Annotated in this window: 19 protein-coding genes and 1 pseudogene; 12 read left to right on the top strand and 8 right to left on the bottom strand. The window is 46.2% G+C overall.

Annotated elements, in window-relative coordinates; translation table 11 throughout:
* Nucleotides 1–291: 291 nt before the first annotated feature.
* From GN111_RS17820 to GN111_RS17790, 8 genes and pseudogenes are all read left to right on the top strand, one after another.
* Nucleotides 292–624 (top strand): hypothetical protein, encoded by a 333-nt coding sequence (locus tag GN111_RS17820; RefSeq protein WP_155305045.1) that lies wholly within the window; start codon nt 292–294, stop codon nt 622–624.
* A 165-nt stretch (nt 625–789) separates the two neighbouring features.
* A complete protein-coding gene (locus GN111_RS17815; protein ID WP_155305044.1) occupies nt 790–1,479 on the top strand; it encodes a response regulator in 690 nt (229 codons plus the stop codon).
* Nucleotides 1,480–1,523: 44 nt separating this feature from the next.
* Nucleotides 1,524–1,844: pseudogene (locus GN111_RS34450) on the top strand (response regulator); the annotation flags it as partial.
* A 57-nt stretch (nt 1,845–1,901) separates the two neighbouring features.
* Nucleotides 1,902–4,079 (top strand): acetate--CoA ligase family protein, encoded by a 2,178-nt coding sequence (locus GN111_RS17810; protein WP_231715482.1) that lies wholly within the window; start codon nt 1,902–1,904, stop codon nt 4,077–4,079.
* 29 nt (nt 4,080–4,108) lie between these two features.
* Nucleotides 4,109–4,816 (top strand): HAD family hydrolase, encoded by a 708-nt coding sequence (locus tag GN111_RS17805; RefSeq protein ID WP_155305042.1) that lies wholly within the window; start codon nt 4,109–4,111, stop codon nt 4,814–4,816.
* Between the two features lie 104 nt (nt 4,817–4,920).
* A complete protein-coding gene (locus GN111_RS17800) occupies nt 4,921–5,313 on the top strand; it encodes a hypothetical protein (protein ID WP_155305041.1) in 393 nt (130 codons plus the stop codon).
* A gap of 38 nt (nt 5,314–5,351) precedes the next feature.
* Nucleotides 5,352–6,794 carry an acetyl-CoA hydrolase/transferase family protein gene (locus GN111_RS17795; RefSeq protein ID WP_331457664.1) on the top strand — a complete coding sequence of 481 codons (1,443 nt, stop codon included), beginning with the start codon at nt 5,352–5,354 and terminating at the stop codon, nt 6,792–6,794.
* A 65-nt stretch (nt 6,795–6,859) separates the two neighbouring features.
* Complete coding sequence (locus GN111_RS17790; protein ID WP_155305039.1) at nt 6,860–8,101, top strand: FprA family A-type flavoprotein; 1,242 nt, start codon at nt 6,860–6,862, stop codon at nt 8,099–8,101.
* Between the two features lie 908 nt (nt 8,102–9,009).
* Here the strand turns inward: GN111_RS17790 and GN111_RS17785 are convergent.
* A complete protein-coding gene (locus tag GN111_RS17785) occupies nt 9,010–10,047 on the bottom strand; it encodes a hypothetical protein (RefSeq protein ID WP_155305038.1) in 1,038 nt (345 codons plus the stop codon).
* Between the two features lie 165 nt (nt 10,048–10,212).
* On the opposite strand from GN111_RS17785, the gene GN111_RS17780 reads away from it, so the two are divergent.
* Both GN111_RS17780 and GN111_RS17775 read left to right on the top strand, forming a co-directional pair.
* Nucleotides 10,213–10,545, top strand: a complete 333-nt coding sequence (locus tag GN111_RS17780) for a helix-turn-helix domain-containing protein (RefSeq protein ID WP_155305037.1) — start codon at nt 10,213–10,215, stop codon at nt 10,543–10,545.
* 240 nt (nt 10,546–10,785) lie between these two features.
* Nucleotides 10,786–11,667 carry a pPIWI-associating nuclease domain-containing protein gene (locus GN111_RS17775; RefSeq protein ID WP_155305036.1) on the top strand — a complete coding sequence of 294 codons (882 nt, stop codon included), beginning with the start codon at nt 10,786–10,788 and terminating at the stop codon, nt 11,665–11,667.
* A 63-nt stretch (nt 11,668–11,730) separates the two neighbouring features.
* Here the strand turns inward: GN111_RS17775 and GN111_RS17770 are convergent, their stop codons facing one another.
* The 7 genes from GN111_RS17770 to GN111_RS17740 form a co-directional block, all read right to left on the bottom strand.
* Nucleotides 11,731–12,054, bottom strand: coding sequence for a hypothetical protein (locus GN111_RS17770; protein ID WP_155305035.1), 324 nt, complete (start codon nt 12,052–12,054; stop codon nt 11,731–11,733).
* Nucleotides 12,055–12,466: 412 nt separating this feature from the next.
* Nucleotides 12,467–14,068: a radical SAM family protein gene (locus tag GN111_RS17765; protein ID WP_155305034.1), complete on the bottom strand. Its 1,602-nt coding sequence runs from the start codon at nt 14,066–14,068 to the stop codon at nt 12,467–12,469.
* Between the two features lie 180 nt (nt 14,069–14,248).
* The gene (locus GN111_RS17760) at nt 14,249–18,997 is read right to left on the bottom strand and encodes a DNA polymerase (RefSeq protein WP_155305033.1); all 4,749 of its coding nucleotides are present in this window, start codon (nt 18,995–18,997) and stop codon (nt 14,249–14,251) included.
* Nucleotides 18,998–19,090: 93 nt separating this feature from the next.
* Nucleotides 19,091–19,651 carry a hypothetical protein gene (locus GN111_RS17755; RefSeq protein ID WP_155305032.1) on the bottom strand — a complete coding sequence of 187 codons (561 nt, stop codon included), beginning with the start codon at nt 19,649–19,651 and terminating at the stop codon, nt 19,091–19,093.
* On the bottom strand, nt 19,632–19,868 hold the full coding sequence (locus GN111_RS17750; RefSeq protein ID WP_155305031.1) for a hypothetical protein: 237 nt from the start codon (nt 19,866–19,868) through the stop codon (nt 19,632–19,634). Before GN111_RS17750 ends, GN111_RS17755 begins: the two co-directional genes overlap by 20 nt.
* 70 nt (nt 19,869–19,938) lie before the next feature.
* Entirely contained in the window at nt 19,939–21,123 is a 1,185-nt protein-coding gene (locus GN111_RS17745) for a hypothetical protein (protein WP_155305030.1), read from the bottom strand.
* The gene (locus tag GN111_RS17740; RefSeq protein WP_155305029.1) at nt 21,123–22,244 is read right to left on the bottom strand and encodes a hypothetical protein; all 1,122 of its coding nucleotides are present in this window, start codon (nt 22,242–22,244) and stop codon (nt 21,123–21,125) included. The genes GN111_RS17745 and GN111_RS17740 overlap by 1 nt, the downstream gene beginning before the upstream one ends.
* Nucleotides 22,245–22,478: 234 nt before the next feature.
* Here GN111_RS17740 and GN111_RS17735 point away from each other — a divergent pair, with 234 nt between their 5' ends.
* A complete protein-coding gene (locus GN111_RS17735) occupies nt 22,479–23,111 on the top strand; it encodes a hypothetical protein (protein WP_155305028.1) in 633 nt (210 codons plus the stop codon).
* Between the two features lie 433 nt (nt 23,112–23,544).
* Nucleotides 23,545–24,723, top strand: coding sequence for a tyrosine-type recombinase/integrase (locus GN111_RS17730; RefSeq protein WP_155305027.1), 1,179 nt, complete (start codon nt 23,545–23,547; stop codon nt 24,721–24,723).
* Nucleotides 24,724–24,751: the final 28 nt, after the last annotated feature.

Here is a 24,751-nt window from a genome sequence, read left to right as displayed (position 1 = left end):
CCCATCATACCTGTTACCAATTCTCCCAATATCTTCGGAAATTCATTATATATCAGAGTGTTATCTCGTTATGACATATGTGCTTATTCGAAAATTAGGCCCATGCATACTATATCTATCTGTATTTAGACATAATAACCATTTCTATTTTAATGGCATAGCTGTTGCTATATGTAGAAGTTAACAGATAGTCGCTTATGGAATGCAGCGAATCGATAATAGATAGATATTTGAAAAATTTGGCCAGTCGATCACAAATTCGACCCAATAGAATAATAATAGGAGAAGGAAATGAGAAAAGCAATTGCGGTAATGATAACACTGACCATAGTCCTAATCGCCATTCCAATTTGGGCGATTGATAATGCCACCATGCTAAGGGCGAAATATGAGACAGCACTCTCTAATGAAATCGCCGTTTGTCAAAAAAAAAGTAAATTATTTTCCGCCCGTTCGCCAGCATATTGGTCAAGAGGAAGCCGTGAAACCTACAAAACTCTTTTTCTAAAAAAATATCGTAATCAATTGATTGATGGCATGATGGCGTCACAGCTTGAAGCAAAAAAATACAAGGTACATCAATATTTAGATCGTCAGTTCAACAACAATTTCACCGTCAAATAAACACGTTGAAATGTACGATGCCGATGAGCCGGATAGTTAGGATCCGTAAGATTCACCCTAAATCGATTATTGGAAAAAGGTCTCACCGAATTCTTTTCCGACCATCAGCCTTCATTTCAGGAGTAATTTTGGTAAACATCAAAAAAAGGTAACAAGGAGACAATCATGTATGGTGCAATTGCAAACATCTCAACCTTACAAAAGGTCTTTCCACATGCCTTGGTTTTGGAAGATAATATCATATTAACAGAACATTTTGAGGATATATTAAGTCATGAAGGATTTGATATCGATTTTGCAAAGACCGCCAAGTGCGCTCGAAAAGCTCTAAAGAAAAAACGTTTCGATCTGATGGTGACCGATTTACGGTTACTAGACAATGATGGTGTAAAAGCATTCAGTAAAATTCGTGTTCAAGAACCGGATGCCGAAATTATTCTGGTTTCAGACGCCGAACCCATCGAGACTTCGGAAAAGGTATTAATTCGAGGTATTCACCAGTTCCAACAAAATCATGCAATATGTGTTCAGGGTACAACGGCACTCAGAGATCATGCTTGGAAGGACTTGGAAAATTTTAAGCGCATTGAGATTCACGAGAACACTGCGCTTGGTGAAAAGGCTTCCCAAGGTCTGATTGTCAAACAAGTGCTGAATGATGCCATCGATGATCCGGCATTTTGGGTGCAGCTACTTGAAAATGGTTCAGCGGCTCTTGCTAAGTACAATCTATCCAGCGAAGCCAAAGCTGCGATCACATCTGGTGATATACAGTGGGTTTATGACAATGTGGGTGATTTACCGGAAAGACAAATGGCGTTTTTATATAAGCGTCTGGAACGTGAGGCCTGGTAGCTCGCTTTCATGAGGAAAAGCAGAATAATCAGGAAGAGGATGCCATGAAGATCAATGTTCTTCTCGTTAGTTCAGATAATACTCAGTCAAAACGAGTGCAAGACTGGATTAATACTGTCGGGCATCAATGCACCGAATGCGATACTGGAGCTAAGGCGCTGGAACACCTTAAGAGTGAACCTGCCGATTTAATTCTTCTGGACCAGAGACTGCCTGACACTAACGGATCAGATCTGATACCCGAACTGCGAGAGGTGATACCCAAAGCTCGTATTATTTCCATGGTTAATAACGACACATCCAATCTGGAAGTGGAAATCAGAAGCCAGGGGGTAATCTACTACATGGTGAAGCCAGTCAACCTGGGTCAACTTGGAAGAATTCTAACTCACATCAGTAATTCAGGAAAACAGGAGATCAGCATGGGTGATATTAAATCTATCATTGAACCCAAATCTATTGCCGTCGTCGGTGCAACGAACAGAACGGGCAGCGTGGGGCTCGCCGTTTTCAAGAATCTGCTGCGGGCCGGCTACCAGGGCGTTCTTTATCCTGTCAATCCCACGGCAAACTCGATCCAAGGAGTGAAAGCCTTTGGGAACCTAACGGATATTCCCGACGACCTGGACATGGCCGTCATCGTCGTGCCCCCCAAGGCGGTGCCCACCGTCATCGAACAGGCCGCGCAGAAGCAGGTCAAAGGGTGCATCCTGATCACGGCAGGCTTCAAGGAAATAGGCGGCCATGGTGTGCAGATGGAAAGAGAAATCGCCGCGTTGGTGAAGGATCGGGGCATCCGCCTGGTGGGGCCCAACTGCCTGGGCATCATCAATACCGCCGAAAGCGTACGCATGAATGCGAGTTTCGCCCGGATCATGCCCAAACCCGGCAACATTGCCTTTATTTCCCAATCCGGTGCTCTGTGCACATCGGTACTCGATTACGCGGCCGGCCGGGATGTCGGCTTTTCCAAGTTCATCAGCTTCGGTAACAAGGCCGACGTCAACGAAATCGATTTTCTCTCTTACCTGAAAAACGACCCGCTCACGGATGTCATCCTGATGTATCTGGAGGACATCTCCGATGCCCGCGCGTTCATACAAATTGCACGGACAATCACCATGCAGTGCGGCAAGCCGATTCTGGCCGTCAAATCGGGCCGGTCCGTCGAAGGCGCCAAAGCGGCGACCTCCCACACGGGGGCATTGGCCGGATCCGACGCCGCCTATGACGCCATCTTCAAGCAGAGTGGTATCGAACGGGTTGAAGGCATCAATGAGCTTTTTCATTATGCGCAAGCATTCTCGAAGCAGCCCATCCCGAAAGGAAAGCGCATCGCTATCATTACCAATGCCGGCGGTCCCGGGATTATCGCCACGGATGCGGCCATCCGTCATGGTCTACAATTAGCAGAACTTTCCAGTGAAACCCAAGACAAATTGAAATATCATTTGCCCGAAACAGCAAACATTCATAACCCGGTGGATGTCATCGGCGATGCAACCCATGAACGCTACGAGGCTGCCATTCGCGACACGCTCCTTGATGAGGGTGTCGATGGTGCGATCGTCATCCTGACGCCCCAGGCCATGACCGACATCAAGGAGACGGCCATGATCGTCCCCCGGGTGGCCAGAGATGTCAACAAGCCGATTCTCGCATCGTTCATGGGGCTGGTCGATGTTTCCGAAGGTGCCCATTTCCTGGAGGCCCATGGAATTCCCAACTATCCGTTTCCGGAAGCAGCCGCCCGAACCATGGCGGCCATGGCCCGTTTCGGAGAGAACCTGAAATTGATCGGAAGTGCAAAAAGAGAATTCCGACGGCTGCCGGCTGATACGCAAAGGGCCGCCAGGATAATTGCCCACAAGCTCGGCAATACTGACAAAGCATATATGCCTGAGCATGAGATGAGTGAGATTCTCCAGTGCTACGATTTCCCTTTGTTGAAAAGCCACGTCGTTGGTAATCGCTCCGAACTCGAAGCTGTTGTCGCCCAAACGGGATTTCCGCTGGCGATGAAAATCGTTTCCCCCGATATCGTGCACAAGTCTGATGCCGGCGGCGTGACCCTTGGCATTAACGCCATTGATCAGGCCCAGGAAGCCTTTGACACCATCGTGGCCAACGCCAAAAAATACAATCCCGCCGCCGACATCCAGGGCGTCCTCGTCGAGGAGATGGCAAAAGACGGCGTCGAGGTCATTCTGGGTGCGACCCGGGACCCGGCATTCGGCCCGTTGTGCATGTTTGGCCTGGGCGGAATATTCGTGGAGGTGCTCGGGGACGTAAACTTCCGCCTGGCTCCCATGAGCGAGATGAGCGCAGATAACATGATCCGATCCATCAAGTCCCACAAAGTCCTCAATGGATGGCGGGGCAAGCCACCGGCGGATATCGCTGCACTGAAGGATTGTATCCTGCGCATGTCTCAGATGGTTACCGATCATCCTGAAATCCAGGAGCTGGATATCAATCCACTGATCGTCTATCCGGAAGGTCAAGGTTGCGTTGTGGCCGACGGCCGGTTGGTGCTGAAATCAACGATTGAAACAAAGGCAACCGCCGAAAGACACGATGGGAAACGTTCAGCAGCATAATGTATTATTGGGAAAGGAGGGTCATCCAAATGATTGATGAAGAGCCATGCAAAAAACTTGAACCAGGTCGAACAGCTTTTCTCTTTGACCTTGATGGGACTCTTATGGACAGCGTTTACCAACACGTATTGGCCTGGCGTGAAGCTTTAGAAGTTGTGGGAATAGATCTGGCTGTATGGAGAATCCATCGACATATCGGTATGAGCGGTGGTTTAATGGCTAATGCAATTCTGCGGGAAACGGGCCAACCGATTACCACTAAGAAGGCTAAGCTACTTATAGACGCTCATGAAGGTGCTTTCGCAAGACTATCAGACACAATCCAGCCATTGCCAGGAGCAAAACGGTTGCTCGCATATCTATCGAAATCTCAGGTTCCGTGGGCGATCGCCACTAGCGGGAAGCTCAAGAGTGCCAGCCAGATGTTGGGTAAGTTGTGCATTCCCTCTGAGGTCCCTGTCATTACACGCGATCAGGTATCTCATGCCAAACCGGATCCTGATCTGTTTATTGCGGCCGCAGCGAAACTTGATGTGTCGATCATGGATTCAATTGTGGTGGGTGACAGCGTCTGGGACCTATTAGCTGCTCGTCGTGCCAGAGCATTAGGAGTTGGTTTATTATCCGGCGGCTATGGTCAGTACGAACTCGAACAGGCGGGGGCTTTCCGAGTTTATCAAGACACGGCCGATCTGCTTCGACATCTTGATGAGATCGGTGTTCGGGATACAAAATAGCCACTCACCACACTTTCATTGAGTGAAAAAAATAAGACATAAATTTCAAACCATTCTGCAGGTTCTCGGCATTTTTGGTTTGATTATTACCGAAAGGAGTAGACATGGAATATAGGGGAATACAAAAAATTATTAAGATAACACAAACAACAATGAAACGGCTGCTGAATTATAAACGTGTTGTCGATAAAGAAGCGAAGGCAGATAGCAAGTTACAGTGGGTGAACATGACATTGGAGAATATGCGATTATCTGAGGCAAGCAGGAGAAAAGCGGAACGCATCGGAGCCATTGTCGCCTATTCTGGCATTATTTTCAAGATCCAAAATAAAATGATACCTTATAGATCGCTTGACGGTGATTATCTCCTTTACAACATGCTAATTGAGTTGATGAATGAACTAAAAATACCCATTGAAGTAATAGAAATAGATAGCTTAACAGTAGAAGGTTTGAATCTTAATGCTAAATTAGCTTCTGATACAGTCGAGGCTTAATAATGGTAGATACAGTGTAAAAGAGAATTCCGACCATAATGAGAGCAACACCATTTTCACTATCAGTTTGGGATTGTAAGGCAATGAGTATAAACGCATATTTCAAAGACTATAAACGCAGACTGATTGCCCCACAGGATGCGTCCGCAATGGTCACAAGTGGCATGTCAATCCATTTAGGCGGAGGTGCCAATGTCGCAGCCATCATCGATAAATATCTGGCCCAACGCAAAGACGAGCTGAAGGATGTCACTGTGCGCACGTTCCTCGACACGCATTCTTACGAAATCCTCCGAGTGGATCCCCGTGGCGATGTTTTCAAATGGTACAGTGGATTTGTGATGCCTCACACCCGCTCATTCGCAGGTGATCGCGGATGCGGAATGTATGCACCGGCATCATGGCATCTGGTACCAGATATAGTTCGCAGACAATATGCGTTTGATATACTCTTTTTGGTGACTAGCCCAATGAATCTGAACGGCAATTTTAGTTTTGGACTGACGGTCGGTCATATGAAGGCCTTGACTGACGTATCCCGAAAAGTCGTCGTGGTTGTCCGGGAGGATATGCCTGCTACATTCGGTGGTCGTGAAGCTAAAATTCATATTAGTAAGGTTGACCAAATCGTCGAAGATTGCGAGTTTGAGACCTATTGCCTCCCGGCGCCGGAGGTGAGTGCAGCAGACCGCATAGTCGCCGAGAACATTCTTTCGGCCGGCCTGATCAAAGACGGCACGACCCTGCAGGTAGGCATCGGCGGGCTGCCCAATTCTGTACTGGACGCACTGCCCCGGGCCGGCATCAAACACTGCGGCCTTCATTCTGAAATGCTGACCGAAAAGATGGTTGATCTGATAGAATGCGGTGTCGTCGACAATTCCCGTAAAAAACTCGATCCCAATAAATCGGTGTGCACATTCGCCCTGGGAAGCAAACGTCTGTACCGTTTCATTGCCGACAACCCGGCGGTGGTGTTTCATCCGGTGAACTATGTTAACAACCCGCTCATCGTCGCGCGCCAACCACAAATGTTTTCACTAAACAGTGCCTTGGAGATAGATTTGACGGGACAGGTGGCCTCCGAGCAGATAGGCGGTTTGCGACCGCGTCAGATCAGCGGTACTGGTGGACAACTTGATTTCGTTACAGGAGCGATGCTCGCCGAGGATGGGGCAGGTGTAAGTGTTTTAGCCATAAGTTCACAATATCATGATCAGTCTCGTATCGTGCCGTTGTTATCTGAAGGTACGGCTGTAACAGTCCCAAGGAGCGCTGTCGATTATGTTGCCACGGAGTGGGGTATTGCTCACTTAAAAGGGTTGACGATTGATGAACGGGCACAATCCCTAATTCAAATTGCCCATCCGCACCATCGAGATAAATTGGCCCAGCAAGCGGCTAAAACAGGGTTATTGCCATACGGTGCATCCGTTATTATGGAAAAAAGAAACAAGGGAATCATTTATTATCGAGACTGATTCCTTAAAATCCTAATAAGATATGATTTCCTTTTACCAACTTTTCAAATTGGAATACTGAAACAATGAATATTCAAAAAGTGATAGACGACGTTTATCGATTTTCTGTCAACATTGAGGACAAGGACTATTTGTTCGAGGGACTTTGGCCGATTCCAAACGGCATTTCAATAAATGGTTATCTTATCAAGGGCGACAAGAACGTCATTATTGATCTGACCCAAGATATCTTCAATTTTCCGCGGGAGATCACCCACCAAATTGAGGAATCGCAGATAACCATCGAGAAAATCGATATCATCATCATGAACCACATGGAACCCGACCATTCCGGCTGGTTGCGCGAGTTTTGCAAAAAAAACAGCAAGGCAGTTATTTACTGCAGCAAAAAGGCGGTACCCTTACTGCAGGCATTTTCCTCGGTGCCTCCAGAGCGGGCCGTTGCCATCAGCGATGGCATGGTGCTTACGGTCGGAGATTATGAACTGCAGTTCTTCGATACCCCCAACATACATTGGCCAGAGACCATGATGACCTATGAACGCAAACGGAAGATTCTCTTTTCCTGCGATGCCTTTGGTTCCTATGGCCGCGTAGACGAAAACGCAATTTTCGACGACCAGATCGACGGGGAAAAACACCAGTTTTTCGAGCAGGAGTCTCTGCGTTACTACGCCAACATCGTGGCCACCTTTTCGTCCTTCGTCCTCAAGGGACTAGAGAAACTTAAAGGGTTTGACGTGGAGGTTATCTGCCCATCGCACGGTATCATCTGGCGGGAAAATCCTGCGGAAATAATCGACCATTATAAGCGTTACGCCGAATACAGCAAGGGGCCAGCGGAGCTTGAGGTTGCCGTTGTCTGGAGTAGTATGTATGGCAATACCAAACAGGTGCTAAACCTGGTGATTGAGACGCTGTGCAAACGTGACATTCCGGTGCATGTCTTCCAAGTACCCGGTGACGAAATCGGATACATTCTGGGAAGCGCCTGGAAATCCGCTGGCTTAATTTTCGGTATGCCAACCTATGAATACAAAATGTTCCCGCCCATGGCCCACACCATTGAGGAGTTGATGGTGAAAAAGGTGACCAACAAAAAGGTGTTCCGTTTCGGTTCCTTCGGCTGGGCGGGTGGCGCACAAAAGGACTTCGAGGCCAGAACCATGAGGTCCGGATGGGATATTCTGGGCCATTACGAGTGGCAGGGCACCCCCAAAGAGTCGGATAAAGCCACGATCCAGAGGCTCTTGGAGGCCTACTGCGACACTCTGATTGCATTTACCAGGCAAGCCTCCAAGAAATGAAATCGACACATTATTTGCAAATAAAAGCAACCACAATCATGTACACGGCTTTGGAAAGATGTTTACTTACCACTGTGCCCTAAACACCTTGCGAGATCACAAGATTTTGGTTTTTTTTAATCTCCTAAGGAAAATCGCGTTGTTTGAAGATATACTCCCATGTTGAGCATACCCTAAAAGCCAGTTAGCCACAGATAGTTTGAAGAGGATGGCTTAGACATATTGAAATTTATTTGAACCGAATTGGAAGGGAAAAAGATCAGAAATGTATTTAGAACAAATTGTGAAAGTTATTCAAATGGCAATTGGTCCCGTTATAGTAATATCTGGAGCTGGGCGGTTGTTATTATCTGAAAATGATTTATAATGAGCTATCCTGAGGGTCATGGCAGACCGATACAGCCCAGGGTGAAAAAACCCGATTAGCAGCGAGGGTCGCGAAAACTGCCTGCAGCAAAGCTTTCCAAACCTTGACGTTCCAGGAGCATGCCTTTTGATAATTAAATCAGATAAAAGAAGTTATAAAACCTGTTTTACTGCTATCAGTCACCACCCTACCCACCCAACAACTGGCACTCACATTCCAGGCACCGGCCAATCTGTTCCTCAATGACACCCCGCGCCTCCATGTTGTCATATCCACATTTGCGGCATATTTGCTCAAGATACTTGAATGGTTTCCAGTTCGGGTTTCGAGAGTCATGATCATGTCCGCATGAATATCGGATCTCCCTCAGCGCGCCGTTTTGATCCATGACCTTGGATCTTTGGAGCTTTGACCGAAGCAGTTCAAGATATTTCTTCATGAACTGCTGATAAATCTCTGGTTGATCCAGGTCGATAGTATTAGTATCATAACTCATAGTTGATTCCAAACAAACTTACATGATGGCACATCTTTTAAACGACTATAGCTCCACGAAAACTGCATCAAATACCGGTGCATATTTCTTTGTACCAATTGTCGTTGTGTATTTGTACAAATCAACAAATTGTCCAATAAGCTGGAGCTCACCGCCTATTCTAAAATTCTTTTCACCGGCAGAATCAGTTAATCGAAATACAAAGTATTTAATATCACCAAATATCACTCGTTGAACAATGTAAAGGTCACCATCTTTGGACTCAAGTTTACCAGAAACGAAGTAATATTTCATGGTTGGTTTAACAGGCGGCATTTGTATAAGGTTGAATCCATTCTGTGCATCATAATAAATCTTCGCGTTTTCGTATGTATCGTTTGATTCCTTACCTGATTTGATAGATGCAATACGATCTTGTTGTTCTTTTTTTTCTTTTTGTGTATTCGCTATATAAATCGCGGTCTTTTCAGTGTAATAGTTATCCAAGAATTTATCAAAATCATCAATAAAATTAATCAATTTATTTTTCTCTGTTTCCGGTAAACTCGATCTAAAGTACATAAACAGGCTATTAATACTATTTTTGATATCTTCAGTCAGTTTTTCTTGGGTAACGTGGTAAGTCTTCAATCCATTCTTAAAACTATAATAGTTGGCAAATTTTGTGAACAAACTTTGCATTGCATCATACTCATTCGTACCTATCGCAATGTTTTCATTAATGCCATAACTCTTCACTAAAAATTTCTGGAGAATTTTAACATTTGCAGGCCCCCAACCACCTCCCCAAGGATTATAATTTGGATCGTATTCTGTTATATCTAAAAAATCAAAAGACTCGAGTACGCCCGCAAAATTTGGAAAATCAGGATGTTCTTTCAAAATGGCGTTAAAATTCTTATGGACAGACCCAAAAAACCATTTTTTTGTATATTCCACTTCCTTTGCGACTGTTGTGACCTTTTCTTCTTTGTTTGCAAGGCCCTTAACATCAAGCGCGAACAGGGAAGAAACACTTATTGAGATTGTCAGACATACTGTAAGCAGCGCGATGAGGAAGCCATTTTCAAGTTTTTGAATCATTTAACCCTCCTTGTTCATTTACAACTATCAATTAAGGTCAGCAACCCAGCGATATTCCTACCTGCAGAGATACTACCTTTAAGGATTATTTACAATAATTTTACTACTTATATGAGCCTGTAAGGTCCAGTCACCTTCATTTATAAATAGCCATGGAGGAGACAAATGGACCCTGAAGATGTAAAAAAGAGATTGGGATTGCGGTTTAAGCAGGCACGGTTAGCCAACGGGCTGCGGCAGGAGGATGTGGAGCAGCTGGGGATTAACTACAGATATTATGGGAAGATCGAACGGGGGCTGGTCAATTTGACCTTAAGCACTCTGCTGAAATTGTGTGATATATTCGAAATGACACCGGTTGATATTTTTTCATTTCTGGAAGGGGATAAGGTTTCTGAAGACAGGGAAGCAGTAACCATGGAAATAGCACGGCTATTCAGACAAAAAAGCGACGCGAAGATAAAAAAATTGCGGTTGTTCCTTGAAGAGTTGTTATAACGCCAGGCTAATGTTGTCCAATTATAGGCCATTTTCAAACTGTGGACGTCAATACGGAATGGCAAACGTGTCCTCTGATTTTCAAACCAATACCTTCCCTGACTTTCAGTAACATAATTATGTTGACAGCCACACTATCCTATTGAGAATCTGGATTCAACGATGCCTTTTTTCCAAAAGGTCTTCGCTCTCGACGGGGCAAATTGACCTGAAAGTTAGTGCGGGCTCTAAGGGGGATACATGGTTCAGCGAATATCCATCGCACAATTCCGAAGCAAATTGCGACAAATCCAGCAAAAACGAAAACGAGCCATCGATGACTACAATCGGCTTGTGAGGCAGCATAATCAAAAGGTCAATCAGGCTGTCAATAAATATAACCAAGCTGTACGTCAGCACAACTCACGGGTAAAAGCAAATCAACAGCGTCTTCGAAATGAACTGGCACGCTTAAGTAATCATCAAACGACCCGGTTTGTCGTTTATCGAACATCAGTGGAAACTCTCCACCAAACTTACACGCGGCTGGAGCATCTTGCGGATTCAAATCAGATTGGCCCGATGTACAATAGGATTCTTGATCTTTCTGAGCGTGAAACGGCAAACAGCGTCACAGTTGCCAATCGACTCTCCGGAATGGAACCCGAAGCAGACGAGCAAGTTGACGGGCTTCAAGATGCGGCACTGGGTGATCAATTGCGGAATATCTCGGTTGATCTGGATAACCGTTGGAAAGGAGCAGTCTTTGCCCTAAACCCCACGAATCCGGATGCCGCCCGCCATTTTTGCACGAGTGCACGTGAAATCTTCACCCAACTACTTGTGATCAAGGCCCCAGACGCATCGGTTATCAGCCTTATCCCAGATTGTGATAGGACGGAACACGGTAGGCCAACAAGGCGGGCAAAGATAAGATATTTTCTGCATCGAAAAGGTATGATTGAAGAATCCCTTGAAGATTTTGTAGAACAGGACATCGAAAACATCTTACAGCTTTTTCGCGTCTTCAATGACGGTACGCACGGATCGGCGGGGACTTTCGATTTTCGCCAATTATCCGCTATCAAGAAGCGTGTTGAAGACGGGATCATGTTTCTCACTGAATTGATAACCGCTTCATAATCGTTTATTAAGGGATGTGCTCTTGATATCATATTACGGATATCCTTTTACATGCCCCAGAATCTATCCATCAAACAACAGACACTCACAGACCAATCGCCGACCAATCTGATCTTCAATTACATCCCGCGCTTCCATGTCATCGTATCCATATTTACGACAAATCTGCTCAAGATATTGAAATGGCTTCCAGTTCGGGTTTCGAGGGTCATGATCCTGGCCGCATGAATATCGAATCTCGCGTAAATCGCCATTTTGATCCATGATCTTGTATTGTTGGAGCTTTGACCGAAGCAACTCCAAATATTCCTGCATGAACCGCTGATAAATCTCTGGTTGGTCCAGGTCGATGTAGGTCTTGCTTGTTAATGTATAGGTGTTGTGCATTTGAGAATTTCTCCTTGCTAAAAATTTTTTGGTGCTAAGTAAAATCGATTTTTGTTTTCAGTGCGAAAATGAACTGTATCCGGAAACCGTCTATAATCTGTAGATGTCGTTGGCGGATTGCGTTGTTTTTCTATATCCGCGCGCTTTACACCAGTTCATCCAAACGACACTCACGGGAGGCTTAATGTGATGCGGCCCTGATAATGGACACCCTCTTTTGTTTGCTACCTTGGGTTATGTTTTAAAAATGGACTTAGCCAGTATCAGGGGAAGGGTTGTTCAACGCTGAATCAAGGACTCACGACGTATTCCGGAACTTCAACCCAAAATCAAAATTCCAGCGATAAGAATCGCGGGCTTACTGAGCAAAAAAACGGGATCTGTGCGGATATAATTTGCGGTGTTGCAGTTCTCAACCTTGTTTCGCTTGCTTGAGCGCGGTTTCTATAAATTTGAACGCATCCGTTTTCCACTTGATTTTCAAGTCATTTTTGAATTTGTTAAAGATGGAAGTGAGAATTTCCGGTGACTGATTTTCTTCTATCCGGACTAATTCCTTCAACAGATTTTCGTCCGCCCATTTTTTTATGACATTTGTATGGTTCATGGTTCCAAGCCAGATGTCTGTATTGACAAACGGGTGAAGCTCCCCAATCAATTGATCAATGTGGGCTGTATCAAGCATCGGTTCCATGCTTACCGACGTTCGGAATCCTGCCTCGTATGCGTATTGCAAACTTGCCTTGCGTTCTTCGAAGCTCGGGGCATCAGGCTCAAAAATTTTTAAAACCGCATCATCCATTGCCCCGATAGTGAATCTGAAAATAATTCTGTCTGTGAAAAACCGGCCGGCTTCGCATATTGCCTGAATGCAATCAAATCTGGGCTTACTTACAATTAGGACTTCATTTCCTGCGCGAAGCAGCTTTCCCAAAACGAAAAGATAGGTATCCAGAATTTCAGGAAAGATGTCATGTGAGGAAGGGAATCCGACAAGGCCATCCCTCAATCGCTGTTTGGCGTCTACATCCTTTTGGCGAAGTTCCCAATTGTGCCAGTCTGCCGGTTGCTTCTTGGTGGTTCTACCTACGTTCATTGTCTTCATGTAACAGTAAGCACAATCGTTTTTACAACCAGTACAAATGTTTACGTTGTTTTTTGGGTTGGTCCAATCTTGGAAGCGTCCTTTTCCAGTACCTTGTTTACTTCCAGTTTCTGCCAATACGATTTCAAGCCTTTGCATTGCATCTTTGGATAAACTTACCTGCCGGTGGCCATTTTCATATTTTGCCTTGGCCATGTTCCAGAGCCTAACCAATTCTTTCGATTCAATTTTTCGCAACTCAGCTTTCGGAGGCAAAACGGCCAGATCAATGCCCTCCGAGGGGTGCTGCTCCTTTATATAATTTTTGAAATCTCGAACAGATAGAGAATTGTCGAAGGCATATTTAGCCAGCCGTTCCTTTTCTACAAATGCGGACGCAACGGCTTCTTCGAATTCATCTGACTGAAATGACTTCAATTTTGGGATATGGAGCAGTTGTAGTTTATGGCTGTGGCCAAGCATTACAAACGTTTGTAATCCCTGCTGCGCACAAATATCTTCGTGGGCTGCCAAATTTACTGCGTTGTAAAACCAACCAATCGATGGCACACCACTTTCGTCTGCTGTCGGTGCTTGCCTGATCTTATCGATCAGGGCTTTCAGATTCGGCGGCTGGTCTTTGCCCTTATTTTTAGCAAAGGCTGCCTTTGAGTCCCCTCCATAGAAGTTGTCGATGATATACCTTCCCGCTTCGACCATTGCGTTGTGAAAATTCCGGAGAAAAATTCCCTTTAAATGCTCGTAAGCCTCATTGACGATTTGTTCTTCCGCTGGGTCGGGATTCTCAATCTTATCAGGGCGCAAAGGCTGCGCTGGCTTTGTCTCTAAAATGCCGTCCAGCATTTCCTTTATATCTGTTTCCTCGGAACCAGTTGAACTTGATTTCACACTTAATTCAGTATCATCCATTTATGCTGTCCTCCTGTTTCTATATTTTTTGCACCACCAATTAATTGTATGATTGGCAGTGTAATGCTCTATTTATTAAGAATGACATTTATCCATAGATTGGTATCGGTAACTTATCGAAATACTATAGAATTACCTTTCAAGTGGGAATAGGCTGTCGGTGTGGTGTTCGAGGTATAGTCATTCCCATGAATCCCGAACCACAGGCTCCACAACCATTGGCACTTCCGGTAATATGCCCTTGAATGCCTGTTCCATGCAGTCTTGAATAATCATAGCCACAGTAGCGGCGATATCTTCCCTTGCATCGACGATCACCTCATCATGCAAGATATGAACGATCCGGGCGTCCTTCCCGATCAATTCATCTTCCAATCGAATCAGGGCCATCTTGAACCCATCGGCTGCGGTGCCCTGAACCGGATAGTTGATCAATGAATTGGGATTCGTATCCTTATTAACCTTGAGTCGCCTTCCTAATGGTGTCGAAACGCAGCCGTCATTCACTGCCGACGATTCAATACCATCCCGCCATGCCTTCATCCCTGAAAATTCCATGTTGTATCGCAAGATCATGCCCTGAACATCGTCCAGGTCATACCCAAACCCCAAACGGGCCAACCCGTCATAGATCGAATACGCAGACCGGCCATTGTTTAATCCCAGGACTATTTCCTTTCCCAATGCCCGTAGACGGCTTGCTTTTAAACGATCACCGACAATCGCCTTGGCCGTTTCCAGATAGATGTCCTTACCCGATTCAAATAGAGCGATGGCCGCTGCATCAATCGAAAGCCCGGCAATGATCCTGGCCTCCTGTTGGGAATAATCCGCCACGACGAATTTGTATCCATCCCTGGCACAGAACAACGACCGCATCGGCCCATTTTTCTGAACTGTCTGCAAATGGCGATAAAAACGTCCGGTTTTGGTGTTCAACTGCTCGATTGAATCACGAACACGATCATCATCACCGGTCATGGCCATGTACGATTCGACATTCCGGCGCTCACGGCCAGCTTTCCAATACTCAATCAGACTACCGACCAGTCTTCTTACATCTGCGTTCGATATCCATTGCATCGATTCTTCATCAATTTTGGCCAGCTTTAGGGCGTAGGTTGAATTCAGATATTCTTGGATCTTGCCACGATCATGGAGTGGAATATCTGGCGGGATCGACTTTTCCAACTCAGCAGCCAGGGTATCGATTTTGTCGCCGAGGTCATCGTGTAGCTGCAGCAAAGTATCCACATCGATTCCTATGCCGGCGGCTTCAATCCCAGCAGTGACCCAGATCAACCGCGTCTCGATGCCAAAGACCGTTTCCAGTCCAGCCGATTGAATCAACGGCTCTTGTTTGCTCCAAATTTCAGTCAGACGATGAACGACTCCACTTTTTTCCATTCCATCCGGCATTTCATAGCGACTGAAAACCGTTTTAAGCGACAAGGCCCGATACTCCACCTCACCATTGGCAATGAGCTTTTCCGCAATAACGACATCGATAATTTTGCATTTCTGCAATCCACAAGAAAGAAAAGCCTTGGCCACTTGCTTGCCGTCGTTGGTAACGATCGTGATGTCAGAACCAGCAACGATGCCTTCAAAGCACGCTCGAAGCTCCCCTGGTGCGGCATTCAACGGTATCGCCTTAAATTCAGATCCCACACCAACGTATGCCGTATCCTGATCCTCGGGGATACAGATGGATACCAATCCGGCTGGAATCGGATTTACAGGCTGCATGCAAGCTTCTACTGGCTGATACGTATCAATATCTACCCGACCAACAACCCCAAGCTTATCAATATGGCCATAAAAATCCCTGACCCGATCAGGATTTCCAACACCGATAACAGCATTACCACGAGCATGTGGAAGTTTGATTTCAAATTTCTCAAAGTGAGGATTCGTCTCTTTGAAGTGATTCAACAGCACCGACCATTGATTAGGGTTGGAAAGGATTATATCCTCATTGGTCCATACGATTGATTGCTTTTGGATTAGATTAACTAACCGAGCATATAATTTTTTATGTTCAAGTGAATTTTGGTTTAATAATTCTTTTAAAGCCAAAATTAACTTAATCTTCTCATTTTCAGCCAATTCATCGTCATCTTTTAAGCAGGTATATCCACTGCTACTAATCTCTTCCGAACCAAACAATTGGCTGGTCATATGATTGCCTTTAAGCTCGGGAATTATATCCTTCACATCATGGATCAATCTTGATATTTTTACTTGAAATCGCTTGGCAATAGTGTCTTTTGATTTTACATATACGTTGGCCAGAAAACCGATATCTTGATTCAAGAATCCGAAGTCCTCGACAAACGGTTTCAATCGCTGTATCGCCAACTCCTTCCAGTTTGCATTTTGAGATCTGTCGATTACAACGTCGGGTGTTTGGAGCATGGATGGCCATCGGTTAGCAGCCAGAATGATGTCCACACTCGATTTATGAACAGGTCTGATCCTGTGAATGCTTTGGACAAAATCCCATTGCATGCACGCTTCTGTCCATTCCATGCGTTTGTCAGCATCCTTAGCTCTTGGGAACAGAATACAGGCATCTTGGGCGGCACTGTTCAGATTTGGATATGGCAATCCAATTGCCAGTACAGCATCACACCCCTGATAGCTGTTAATCCCACGAGGCCCCATGAAATGATAGCCCATGAATTTTCTGGTTGGGTCGATTCTGCTCAGGATATCCAGAACGTTTTTCTCATTTTTCATATAGGTGACAACCATGATATGTTGGGATTTAGTGTAGCTGAGCATTTCAATGAGCAATTTTGTAAGATTCGGTTCTCTGGAAAACTGCATGGTCTTGCGACTGGTGTTGATCTTTATATGGACCCGGTTACTGTTCCAGGTTACATCGGCTCGAACGGTTTTCAGCTTCCTGTTGAGCAAAGCGCCATAAGCATTAGCATCACCGGTGGCATCGAGGATCTTGATGGGCGTGTCGTGAAGTCCGATCCGCGTAATTCGTTTGATGCTGAATTTCACATCCCCATTCTTGGCGATATGAACGAAAGAGAGGGTGCTGGGCGAGGTCAGACCCTGAATCCATGTAATGGCATTCAGATCGATTTCTTGCCGGAACAGGTTGGTCCTGGACAGGCTATCGAGCGATTTTGAGAGGGAACTCAGGCTGTCAATCATGTCTTCATCGGTCATGTTCATGCGCTTGGCCAGCAGCTCGATGATGGTGGTTTCCTGATTGTTTGCGTCAGTCATTTTACGACCGTTGATGATCATCGGATGGCCGCCTGTATCGACCAGCTTCGTGGATATCTGCTGGACGATGTTGAGCAGATGCCGGACTATGACAGCATCCGTGCCATTGACGACCATCAATACGGACTTCATTTGAAGCTCTGAACAGGAATCTTCAAGCATCAACCCGGCTTTGACATTCTCATCGAGGATGATCAGATCGGGCGTGGGAATTCGATCCTGAAGGTATTGCAGCATGTGTAACGTAACAAAGTAAACGCCAGGTCCGAAATCACGCCTTTGGCTGTAATATTCGCAGACGGTGTCACGATACTCACATCGGGAACATAAAATTTCGGATGGGGAGAATCCCCTATCGGTGATGTTCTTTAATTCAGCGGGGCGTAAACAAGTCTGTTCACGAGGTTGAAAAAAATAAAAACCATCGCTATGTCCTGCCAGTTCGCAGATCTTGGAATACGCCTCGTTTTGCAGATCCCTGTTGAAGGCTCCGTATATAACGATATGATCATTGCCAATCTGTGAGATTGCCTCCAGCGACACATGGGTCTTCCCAGCGCCTGGTGTTACGACAATCAGGGCATCATCACGGGTGCTCAATTCCTGAACGATCAGGTCTCTGGCATCTTCGAGGCTGATATGCTGATCGGGAACGGAAAGATCAAAACCGTTTTTCGATGATCTGTACAAGCCACCGGGATTTTTGATTCCCGCCCAGCGATGCAATGGCATGCCGTTGTGAGCGTCACAGTGAATGTTAAAACAACGCAATTGGTAATTCGGTGGACATGCCCATGCATTGACTGTTGTTTTACCGCATACCGGACACTGAAGCCCTCGGAAGGAGATTGCCTGTGCATCTCCCCTTTTTTCAATCTTCGATACGAGGCCTTTTTCACCGATCATTTCCTGCATCGCGGTCAATCCAACCGGCTCCATATCCTTTCTGATCTGGATATAGCTGAACGGATTAACTTTGAAGTCGGCTGCAATCCGTTGGTACTGCTCAATGCGCTCACCCAACGGGCCAATCGACTTCAGATCAGAAATGACGGGGCCTGCGATCAGCCATTGCACACACGCGATAATTTCATCGGGATCTGGTCTGCCAGCGGTTATCTGTAAATAGTCATCAAGCGTAAACGCGGATTGGGCCAGCAAATTCTTCTCAATAATGGTGCTGTGACCGTCTGTAAGCGCTTTCTCGGTTTGAAAAGGATCGCCTTTATATGCAAACATCTGGTGAGGAAAATCTATCTGTGTGGAAGGGTTCAGATCGTGCAGGTGTGGCATTTCGAAGCGCATCCAATCCACGAACGCCAGATATGCCGTGCGATTAAAGAGCAGGTTGGATACGGCTCGAAATCCGGTACCACCGGTTGCAATGAATTTGAAATGGTCTGTGGCACCGAGGGCGCTAATCATTTTCAAGGTTGCTTGTGCGAAGGTGATGGCACTGATGGTCCTGTCTTGACCCTCAAGTCCATCAGCACCATCGATGTCAATCAGTGGCTGATACAGTTCCTGGCTGTTGACCACCACCATTCTGGCCAGGTACACGCCGAACGATCCACTATAAATATTGCCTTTATTGGCTTCCAGCAGTGCCAGATATTTTTCACCGAGCATGGAGTTATATGGCTTTGGGCTGGCAAGCGTTGTTTTGAATGTGAGCAGCATAAGATTATTCGTTCCTTTTTTCTCGATGTGTCTTAAACAAACAGGGCAAACCCGTGATAGAGATTACCCTGTTCGATCGTCAAACTTAGATTTTTAATACGATGCGGGCTCACCGGTATAAAACTCGTGATTGAAAAAGCTTTCATCCGGGAATTGGTCAGCGAGATCGCAGTATTCTTGATATTGCCTAACCGTATCTAACAGCTCGGTATAATAAGCGGAACTTTTCATTTCCGTTATGTATTTCTCAGTAACATCGAAATCGACTTCCTTTTTCAAACGCGGATCGGAGTTGATATATTCTTTTGTAATCACAAGCCGAGGACCACCTATTAACGGACTCTTATCACTCGCATAAAAAGATACGAGGTCTTTCAACTCATTTTCAGCAGTACATCTGGAGTGAATAAAGAACCAGTATTCATCACAGTGTCTTTTGCGTTGACATGCAGGAAGGGGTAAACATTCCTCAGTACAGGGGTGGAAAGGATACAATTTTTCATAATACAATCGTTCCAACTCCCCTTTAAATTTCTTGCATCCAACGCCAATCCACTCGCACGTTTTTTTTCCATCTTTTTCACACTTTCTGCAAAAATTGACCAGTTCATCATGAGCTGTCATAAACTTGTTGTTATAGTTCATCTTTTTCATTTTTCTCCCTTCTTCTTAGAGTGTTGTCCGACACAAAACCAGCCTCGACCCGGTCAAGCTCATCAACATGCTGGCATATGATCTCGCGGGCTATGGTCGAAGCGGATGTAAGCTGGTCGGGGTCATGTAAATTCCGTTTGGCCGCCATGGTTCGAAGCTGGTCCCTATAAACTTTTTCAATGCTGATTGTGATGCTCACTTTTTTATCCGTTGCCATGATTTACTACCTCCTGTAAGACTTTTTCTTTTTGTTACCGGGTAACTTGGCTATCGACCGGGTGAGAAGTTTAGGTTGTTTGCCCGGTCGGCTGCCGAGGGCATTTTTTCGTGCTGGTTTGCCGCCCGGCCAAACGGGTTCGCTGCCGACCTGATGGGTTTGAAGCCAGGACGGTTTGTAGCAGGGAAATATCGCTATCCTTTAAGGCATCAACGACGGATAGTATTTGTATGAGGCTCTCGACCTGACGTTGATTCCGGCATCTGAAACGCAGCTCTTTTTCAAGATTAGGGATCGTGTAGCCATTGGCATACAGTTCGTTGGCCAAATTAGCTATCGCCAGCCAGTTGTGTTCACGGAGGAACTGGAGTTTATCTTTCCGTGGGGCTATCGCCTGGATGGATTGAAAACTCCGTCCGCGACAAAACGGACATGGGCAAGGATTTAACTTGGTCGCCGGCACCTGAACGTAAGCGCGCAGGTCCGTCCTCGATAAATCGAAAGGGCTGATAAAGCTTTCTTTGTCGGCTGCATATCGCCACGTCGTTGAATCGAGTGACACCCAATCTAAAAGATTCCAGGCGGCATAGACGCATATGACGATGACCGGAAAGCTGGACGTTCCCAGCAGGTGGACCCTTGTTATTCCCCGTTGGTAGAAGCTAACCAAAAATAGAGCCAGCTCTGCCGCCTTGATATTACGAACCGGCATGGACACGCCGTCAAAGAGTACTCCCCGTATTTTATTAAGGTAAATGTCGAGATGATCGAGGTTGTAGCACTGCAAGGGCTGGAAATACTGGACGCTGGGTATAAGGGCATTCTTCCAGGCAAAGGACTCAAAAGCCCATGGCACGTTGAACTCGAGCTTTTTATAGAACTCCAACTGCTTCTGGATGTCGGTTTCAAGCTTTCGAATTGGCCAATCCAGCCCAATGACGATATCGGGTTGGTGTATGGCATTCGCTTCCATGACCTGTTGCGGCGATATGTTCAAAGCCTTGCCTGTGTTTTTCAATGGAAGGCTTGGATCGAAGGTTATTACCTTGCCCTTTTCCTCTGCTTTTAAAAGTGGGTAGCCGCCTGAATCTTCCATCTTATGGCGTGAATTAGCTTTCCGAATCATTTTCCTCGCGGCCTTGATCTTTGCGGGAGTGGAGCCATGGTCTAAAACGTTGATTAACAATCCATCAATTGGCGACGTCGGCAGGTTAATGGCATCTGCCCCGGCACAGAAATAAATTAGTTGCCCCATTAAACGGCCCCTCCAGTTTCCCCCTCTTCAGGACCGATAGGATCGGCGATACGCGAAAGCAACGCCGATAGATCGACGATTAACGTTCGAATACGTTCGATTTGTTGCGGGGTGGGGCTTTCCTGACCATCGGCAATTTCAATAAGTGCCTCACCGATTCTTTTCAGCTCGGCTTTCGGAGCGGTTTCATCGGTGGGTATTGGATCGCTGGCCGGCGGATCTGGGTTGCCACCAGAATCAATTTGAGGGCTTCTTGGTGTTGGTGCGGTATCCCGATTACCCCTTGGAGTGAGGCTGCTGGTTGGACCAGTGGTTCGCGTTGGTTGTGGGGGCTGCGGTTTTTCTGGCGGCGTAGTTTTTGACTGAGTAGGCCGCTGGGATTCTTTCCACCAGGCAGACACCAGACTGGATATCTCCGCCATAATGGCTGTTTCGTTTTTTCCTTCGGCGCGTAATGCGGTTATCCTGATATCTTTCTGTGTCTGGACAGCTTCAAAGAATGTTTTTGGGGTACCGGAATTGACCAGCTCTTCCATGACGGCATCGTTAAGACTGTCGCCATGCTGCAGGTACTTGCTGATGGTTGTGGTTTTTTTGCTGAGGCGACTGCCCAGCACGACCCGAACATTGCTTGCTTTGGAATCGGTAAAGCCAACGCCACGTCGATCACCGCCATGGGTGAACATCCCCAAGTCATCAGAAGTGCTTTCAAGGGCCTGACGTAAGCGATGTGTGTTGCGGACCAATTCGACATACGAGCACTTGCCGCCCTGGGGCATGACCCGAATGGCTGCTTTCCTGATGGCCAGCTCGATAATGGAGTGCTGGGCTATGTGGTAGATATGGCATCGGATGCTTGACTGCCCGGCAGCCTTCGTCTGCTCAATGATGTTTAATCCATCGATACAAAAGCACGCGGCCGGCGTCCGAACGACAATCGGCTGGGTGGAAAGGGTGGGCGTCTTGTAATCCGGGATGATGGGGCAGGGCTGAATATCGGCGATGGCCACTTCAGCGATGTCTTCCCGACAGGTCGCGTATTTGTCGGTCAGGTGCTCTTTCGAGTCTCCCGGGGAGGGTTGAACCTGGGTGCTGCTTTTTGGAATTTGACCTTTTTCCATGTGTCTCTCCTTGCGGAGAGAGGCGGATCAAAGGTAACTTACTGTTTTTAATTTAATTGATTCTTATGTTTAACATATTTGATGCTTTAACTGTATCGGTTCTGACCTTTCTCTCCTGTTTTGGTAGTTTGTGAAAATGTGTCCTTGACAAGGCTCGGATCATACGCTATATCTATCTCTACAAATAACGCTATTTATAGTAATTTGCGTTATCTTTAGATTAGCAGAGATTTTATGAATGTCAATAGAATAAATATGATGAGTGAAAATTCTGTGAGATACTGGACATCAAAAAAATCGAAGGCGGTGGTCGAGGAAAGGCGGGTTGAACTGGACTTGCTGATTGATTTTGCAAACGCCGACATCACCACGGTCGCTGGCCAGCATCTTCAGACTCGTGTTCTTGATCATTTGCATCGGCATCCGGCGTTGCACCCCCATAATCGGGACTGGAAGTTAGATGACCAGCTGACAACCATGTTGGGTTCGCTACAGCAGCGCCTTCGCTCCCGTATCGCCAGCATCGTCGAAAACAAACAGATGTTGGGGGAGATGCGGATGTGGCAGATCAGCGGATCGGTATCATTTAGGTTGAATCCCATAGAAAATCGATTTCATGAACGATTTCAGCTGCGCAAGGTCAAGCGCGGTAATGAAATCAATGCGTTGAAAAAAATTATGGATTTGTGGCTGATCGAGATCATTCGTGATCTGGATTTCAGCCCCCGGCGCTTCGGGCAATGCCCCCGTTGTGATGGCTTCTTTTACAGCCCGACCGCTAAGGAGCGGGTCTATTGTTCAACCAGGTGTGGAGGCGCCGCACGCCAGGAAAAATTTCGCGAGGAAAGGAGGGCAGAGGATCATTAGTATTGGATAGAGTTTTGTAATAAAAATTTTTAACAGGGTCTAACCTGATTATGTTACGGCCCCCGCCAAAGTGCACTGGCCACCCCATACAATTACGAGCAATCCAAATGGGTTGCCACCTTTCCGAAATAATTACAGGTCTTATTCGACCGATTTGCTTGATAATGTTGCCGGACCCGGAGAGGGTGGCAGAGCAGCATGCAGAGTTCTCATTCGAGACGACCATCGGTTGTTAGCGGTGGCTCTCCAATTGACGTAGTGAATATACATGGGTTGGCAGAAGCCCTTTTAACCAGTACAAGCACTTTAAGAAAAGGATGGCGACGGCTCCCGCACTTTTTTGTCGGTGAAGGGCGCAATTTAAAATCAGCTCGGTTTATCGTCGCAAAAGTCATTGAATTCCTTGAACAAGAGGCAGGAGCAAAGAAAGACAATGGCACAATACAAACACAAGGCCACGAAGCGGGGTTGGTTCGTCCGGTTTATGCTGGACGGGAAAATATTCAAAAAAGAAGGCTTCCCGACAAAATCCGCGGCGGCGGAATGGGAAGAAAACGAACGGTATCGAATCAAACACCCGGAACAACAGGTTCCCGAGGAGACCCCTTTAACCTTTGCGCTGGTATCAAATAAATATTTGGGCAGCTATTCCAGTGATTACCATCAAAAGAACACTTATCGGCAAAAAGCGTTCGTTTTCCGAAGTTTTATCACATTTCTCCAACAAGATCCGGTGATCGAGGATTTAAGCCCGCCTGACTTTGTTAAATACCTCAAGGCTCGGAAAGATGCCAACAACTTGGCCAGAATGGATGAAAGCGAGCTAACGAAGGAGCAACAAGAATTTCTGGAGAAATATCCTTTCCTCATCCGACGCAAAGGATCGGACGGGAACAAAACGGCCAACCGGGATTTAAGGGAATTCAAGGCGCTTTTCACCTGGGCTAACCGGCAAACTATTATTCAGCACAATCCAGTTGTAAATTTGCAACCATATCCGGAGGAGGAATCACCACGCTACGTGCCGCCGGCTGAAGATTTGGATAGGGTTATCCTCGTCGCCTCCGATTGGGAGCTTGATTTCATTCAAACGCTTTATCATACGTTAGGGCGATTATCCGAAATTTTGCGTTTGGAATGGAGGGACGTTAATCTTGAGAAACGAACGGTAAAGCTTCGGACGCGGAAGCGAAAAGGCGGGCAAATGGAATCCGATCTGATTCCAATGTCCGAAACCTTATATAGGTGTTTGGCAAAAAGATGGCGTGAACGTGATAAATCCAGTCCCCATGTTTTTACCACCCCAGACGGTGCGATCTATACAAAAGACAATATGCGTATTCGGGAAATGATGGCCCGGTTGTGCAATAAGGCCGGCGTCAAAAAATTTGGCTTTCAGGCAATCCGCCATCATGTAGCCATGATTTTGGAGGATTCAGGTAAGGCGACCCTTAGAGAGATTCAAAGAATGCTCCGGCACAAACGCCCAACGACAACCGACAACTATCTTAAAGGTCTTTCTCCTGCCATGAAGCAGGTAGCCAATATTTTGGACAACCCAAAAAAATCGCATCTACAAGTTGTCGCGGCGCCCAAATCTAAATCATCATAAATTGCGGGCTGTGTGTAGCTTCTATTTT

It is taken from the genome of Desulfosarcina widdelii (assembly GCF_009688965.1).
Classification (GTDB): Bacteria; Desulfobacterota; Desulfobacteria; order Desulfobacterales; family Desulfosarcinaceae; genus Desulfosarcina; species Desulfosarcina widdelii.
Note: the sequence above shows the minus strand (reverse complement) of the source record. Positions and strands in the feature narration are given on the sequence as shown.

Coding starts and splice junctions, on each gene's coding strand:
- GN111_RS17740 (WP_155305029.1), bottom strand. CDS start 22,244: ATGGAAAAAGGTCAAATTCCAAAAAGCAGCACCCAGGTTCAACCCTCC.
- GN111_RS17785 (WP_155305038.1), bottom strand. CDS start 10,047: ATGATTCAAAAACTTGAAAATGGCTTCCTCATCGCGCTGCTTACAGTA.
- GN111_RS17775 (WP_155305036.1), top strand. CDS start 10,786: ATGGTTCAGCGAATATCCATCGCACAATTCCGAAGCAAATTGCGACAA.
- GN111_RS17730 (WP_155305027.1), top strand. CDS start 23,545: ATGGCACAATACAAACACAAGGCCACGAAGCGGGGTTGGTTCGTCCGG.
- GN111_RS17800 (WP_155305041.1), top strand. CDS start 4,921: ATGGAATATAGGGGAATACAAAAAATTATTAAGATAACACAAACAACA.
- GN111_RS17790 (WP_155305039.1), top strand. CDS start 6,860: ATGAATATTCAAAAAGTGATAGACGACGTTTATCGATTTTCTGTCAAC.
- GN111_RS17770 (WP_155305035.1), bottom strand. CDS start 12,054: ATGCACAACACCTATACATTAACAAGCAAGACCTACATCGACCTGGAC.
- GN111_RS17780 (WP_155305037.1), top strand. CDS start 10,213: ATGGACCCTGAAGATGTAAAAAAGAGATTGGGATTGCGGTTTAAGCAG.
- GN111_RS17820 (WP_155305045.1), top strand. CDS start 292: ATGAGAAAAGCAATTGCGGTAATGATAACACTGACCATAGTCCTAATC.
- GN111_RS17805 (WP_155305042.1), top strand. CDS start 4,109: ATGATTGATGAAGAGCCATGCAAAAAACTTGAACCAGGTCGAACAGCT.
- GN111_RS17745 (WP_155305030.1), bottom strand. CDS start 21,123: ATGGGGCAACTAATTTATTTCTGTGCCGGGGCAGATGCCATTAACCTG.
- GN111_RS17815 (WP_155305044.1), top strand. CDS start 790: ATGTATGGTGCAATTGCAAACATCTCAACCTTACAAAAGGTCTTTCCA.
- GN111_RS17735 (WP_155305028.1), top strand. CDS start 22,479: ATGAATGTCAATAGAATAAATATGATGAGTGAAAATTCTGTGAGATAC.
- GN111_RS17765 (WP_155305034.1), bottom strand. CDS start 14,068: ATGGATGATACTGAATTAAGTGTGAAATCAAGTTCAACTGGTTCCGAG.
- GN111_RS17795 (WP_331457664.1), top strand. CDS start 5,352: ATGAGAGCAACACCATTTTCACTATCAGTTTGGGATTGTAAGGCAATG.
- GN111_RS17750 (WP_155305031.1), bottom strand. CDS start 19,868: ATGGCAACGGATAAAAAAGTGAGCATCACAATCAGCATTGAAAAAGTT.
- GN111_RS17760 (WP_155305033.1), bottom strand. CDS start 18,997: ATGCTGCTCACATTCAAAACAACGCTTGCCAGCCCAAAGCCATATAAC.
- GN111_RS17755 (WP_155305032.1), bottom strand. CDS start 19,651: ATGAAAAAGATGAACTATAACAACAAGTTTATGACAGCTCATGATGAA.
- GN111_RS17810 (WP_231715482.1), top strand. CDS start 1,902: ATGGGTGATATTAAATCTATCATTGAACCCAAATCTATTGCCGTCGTC.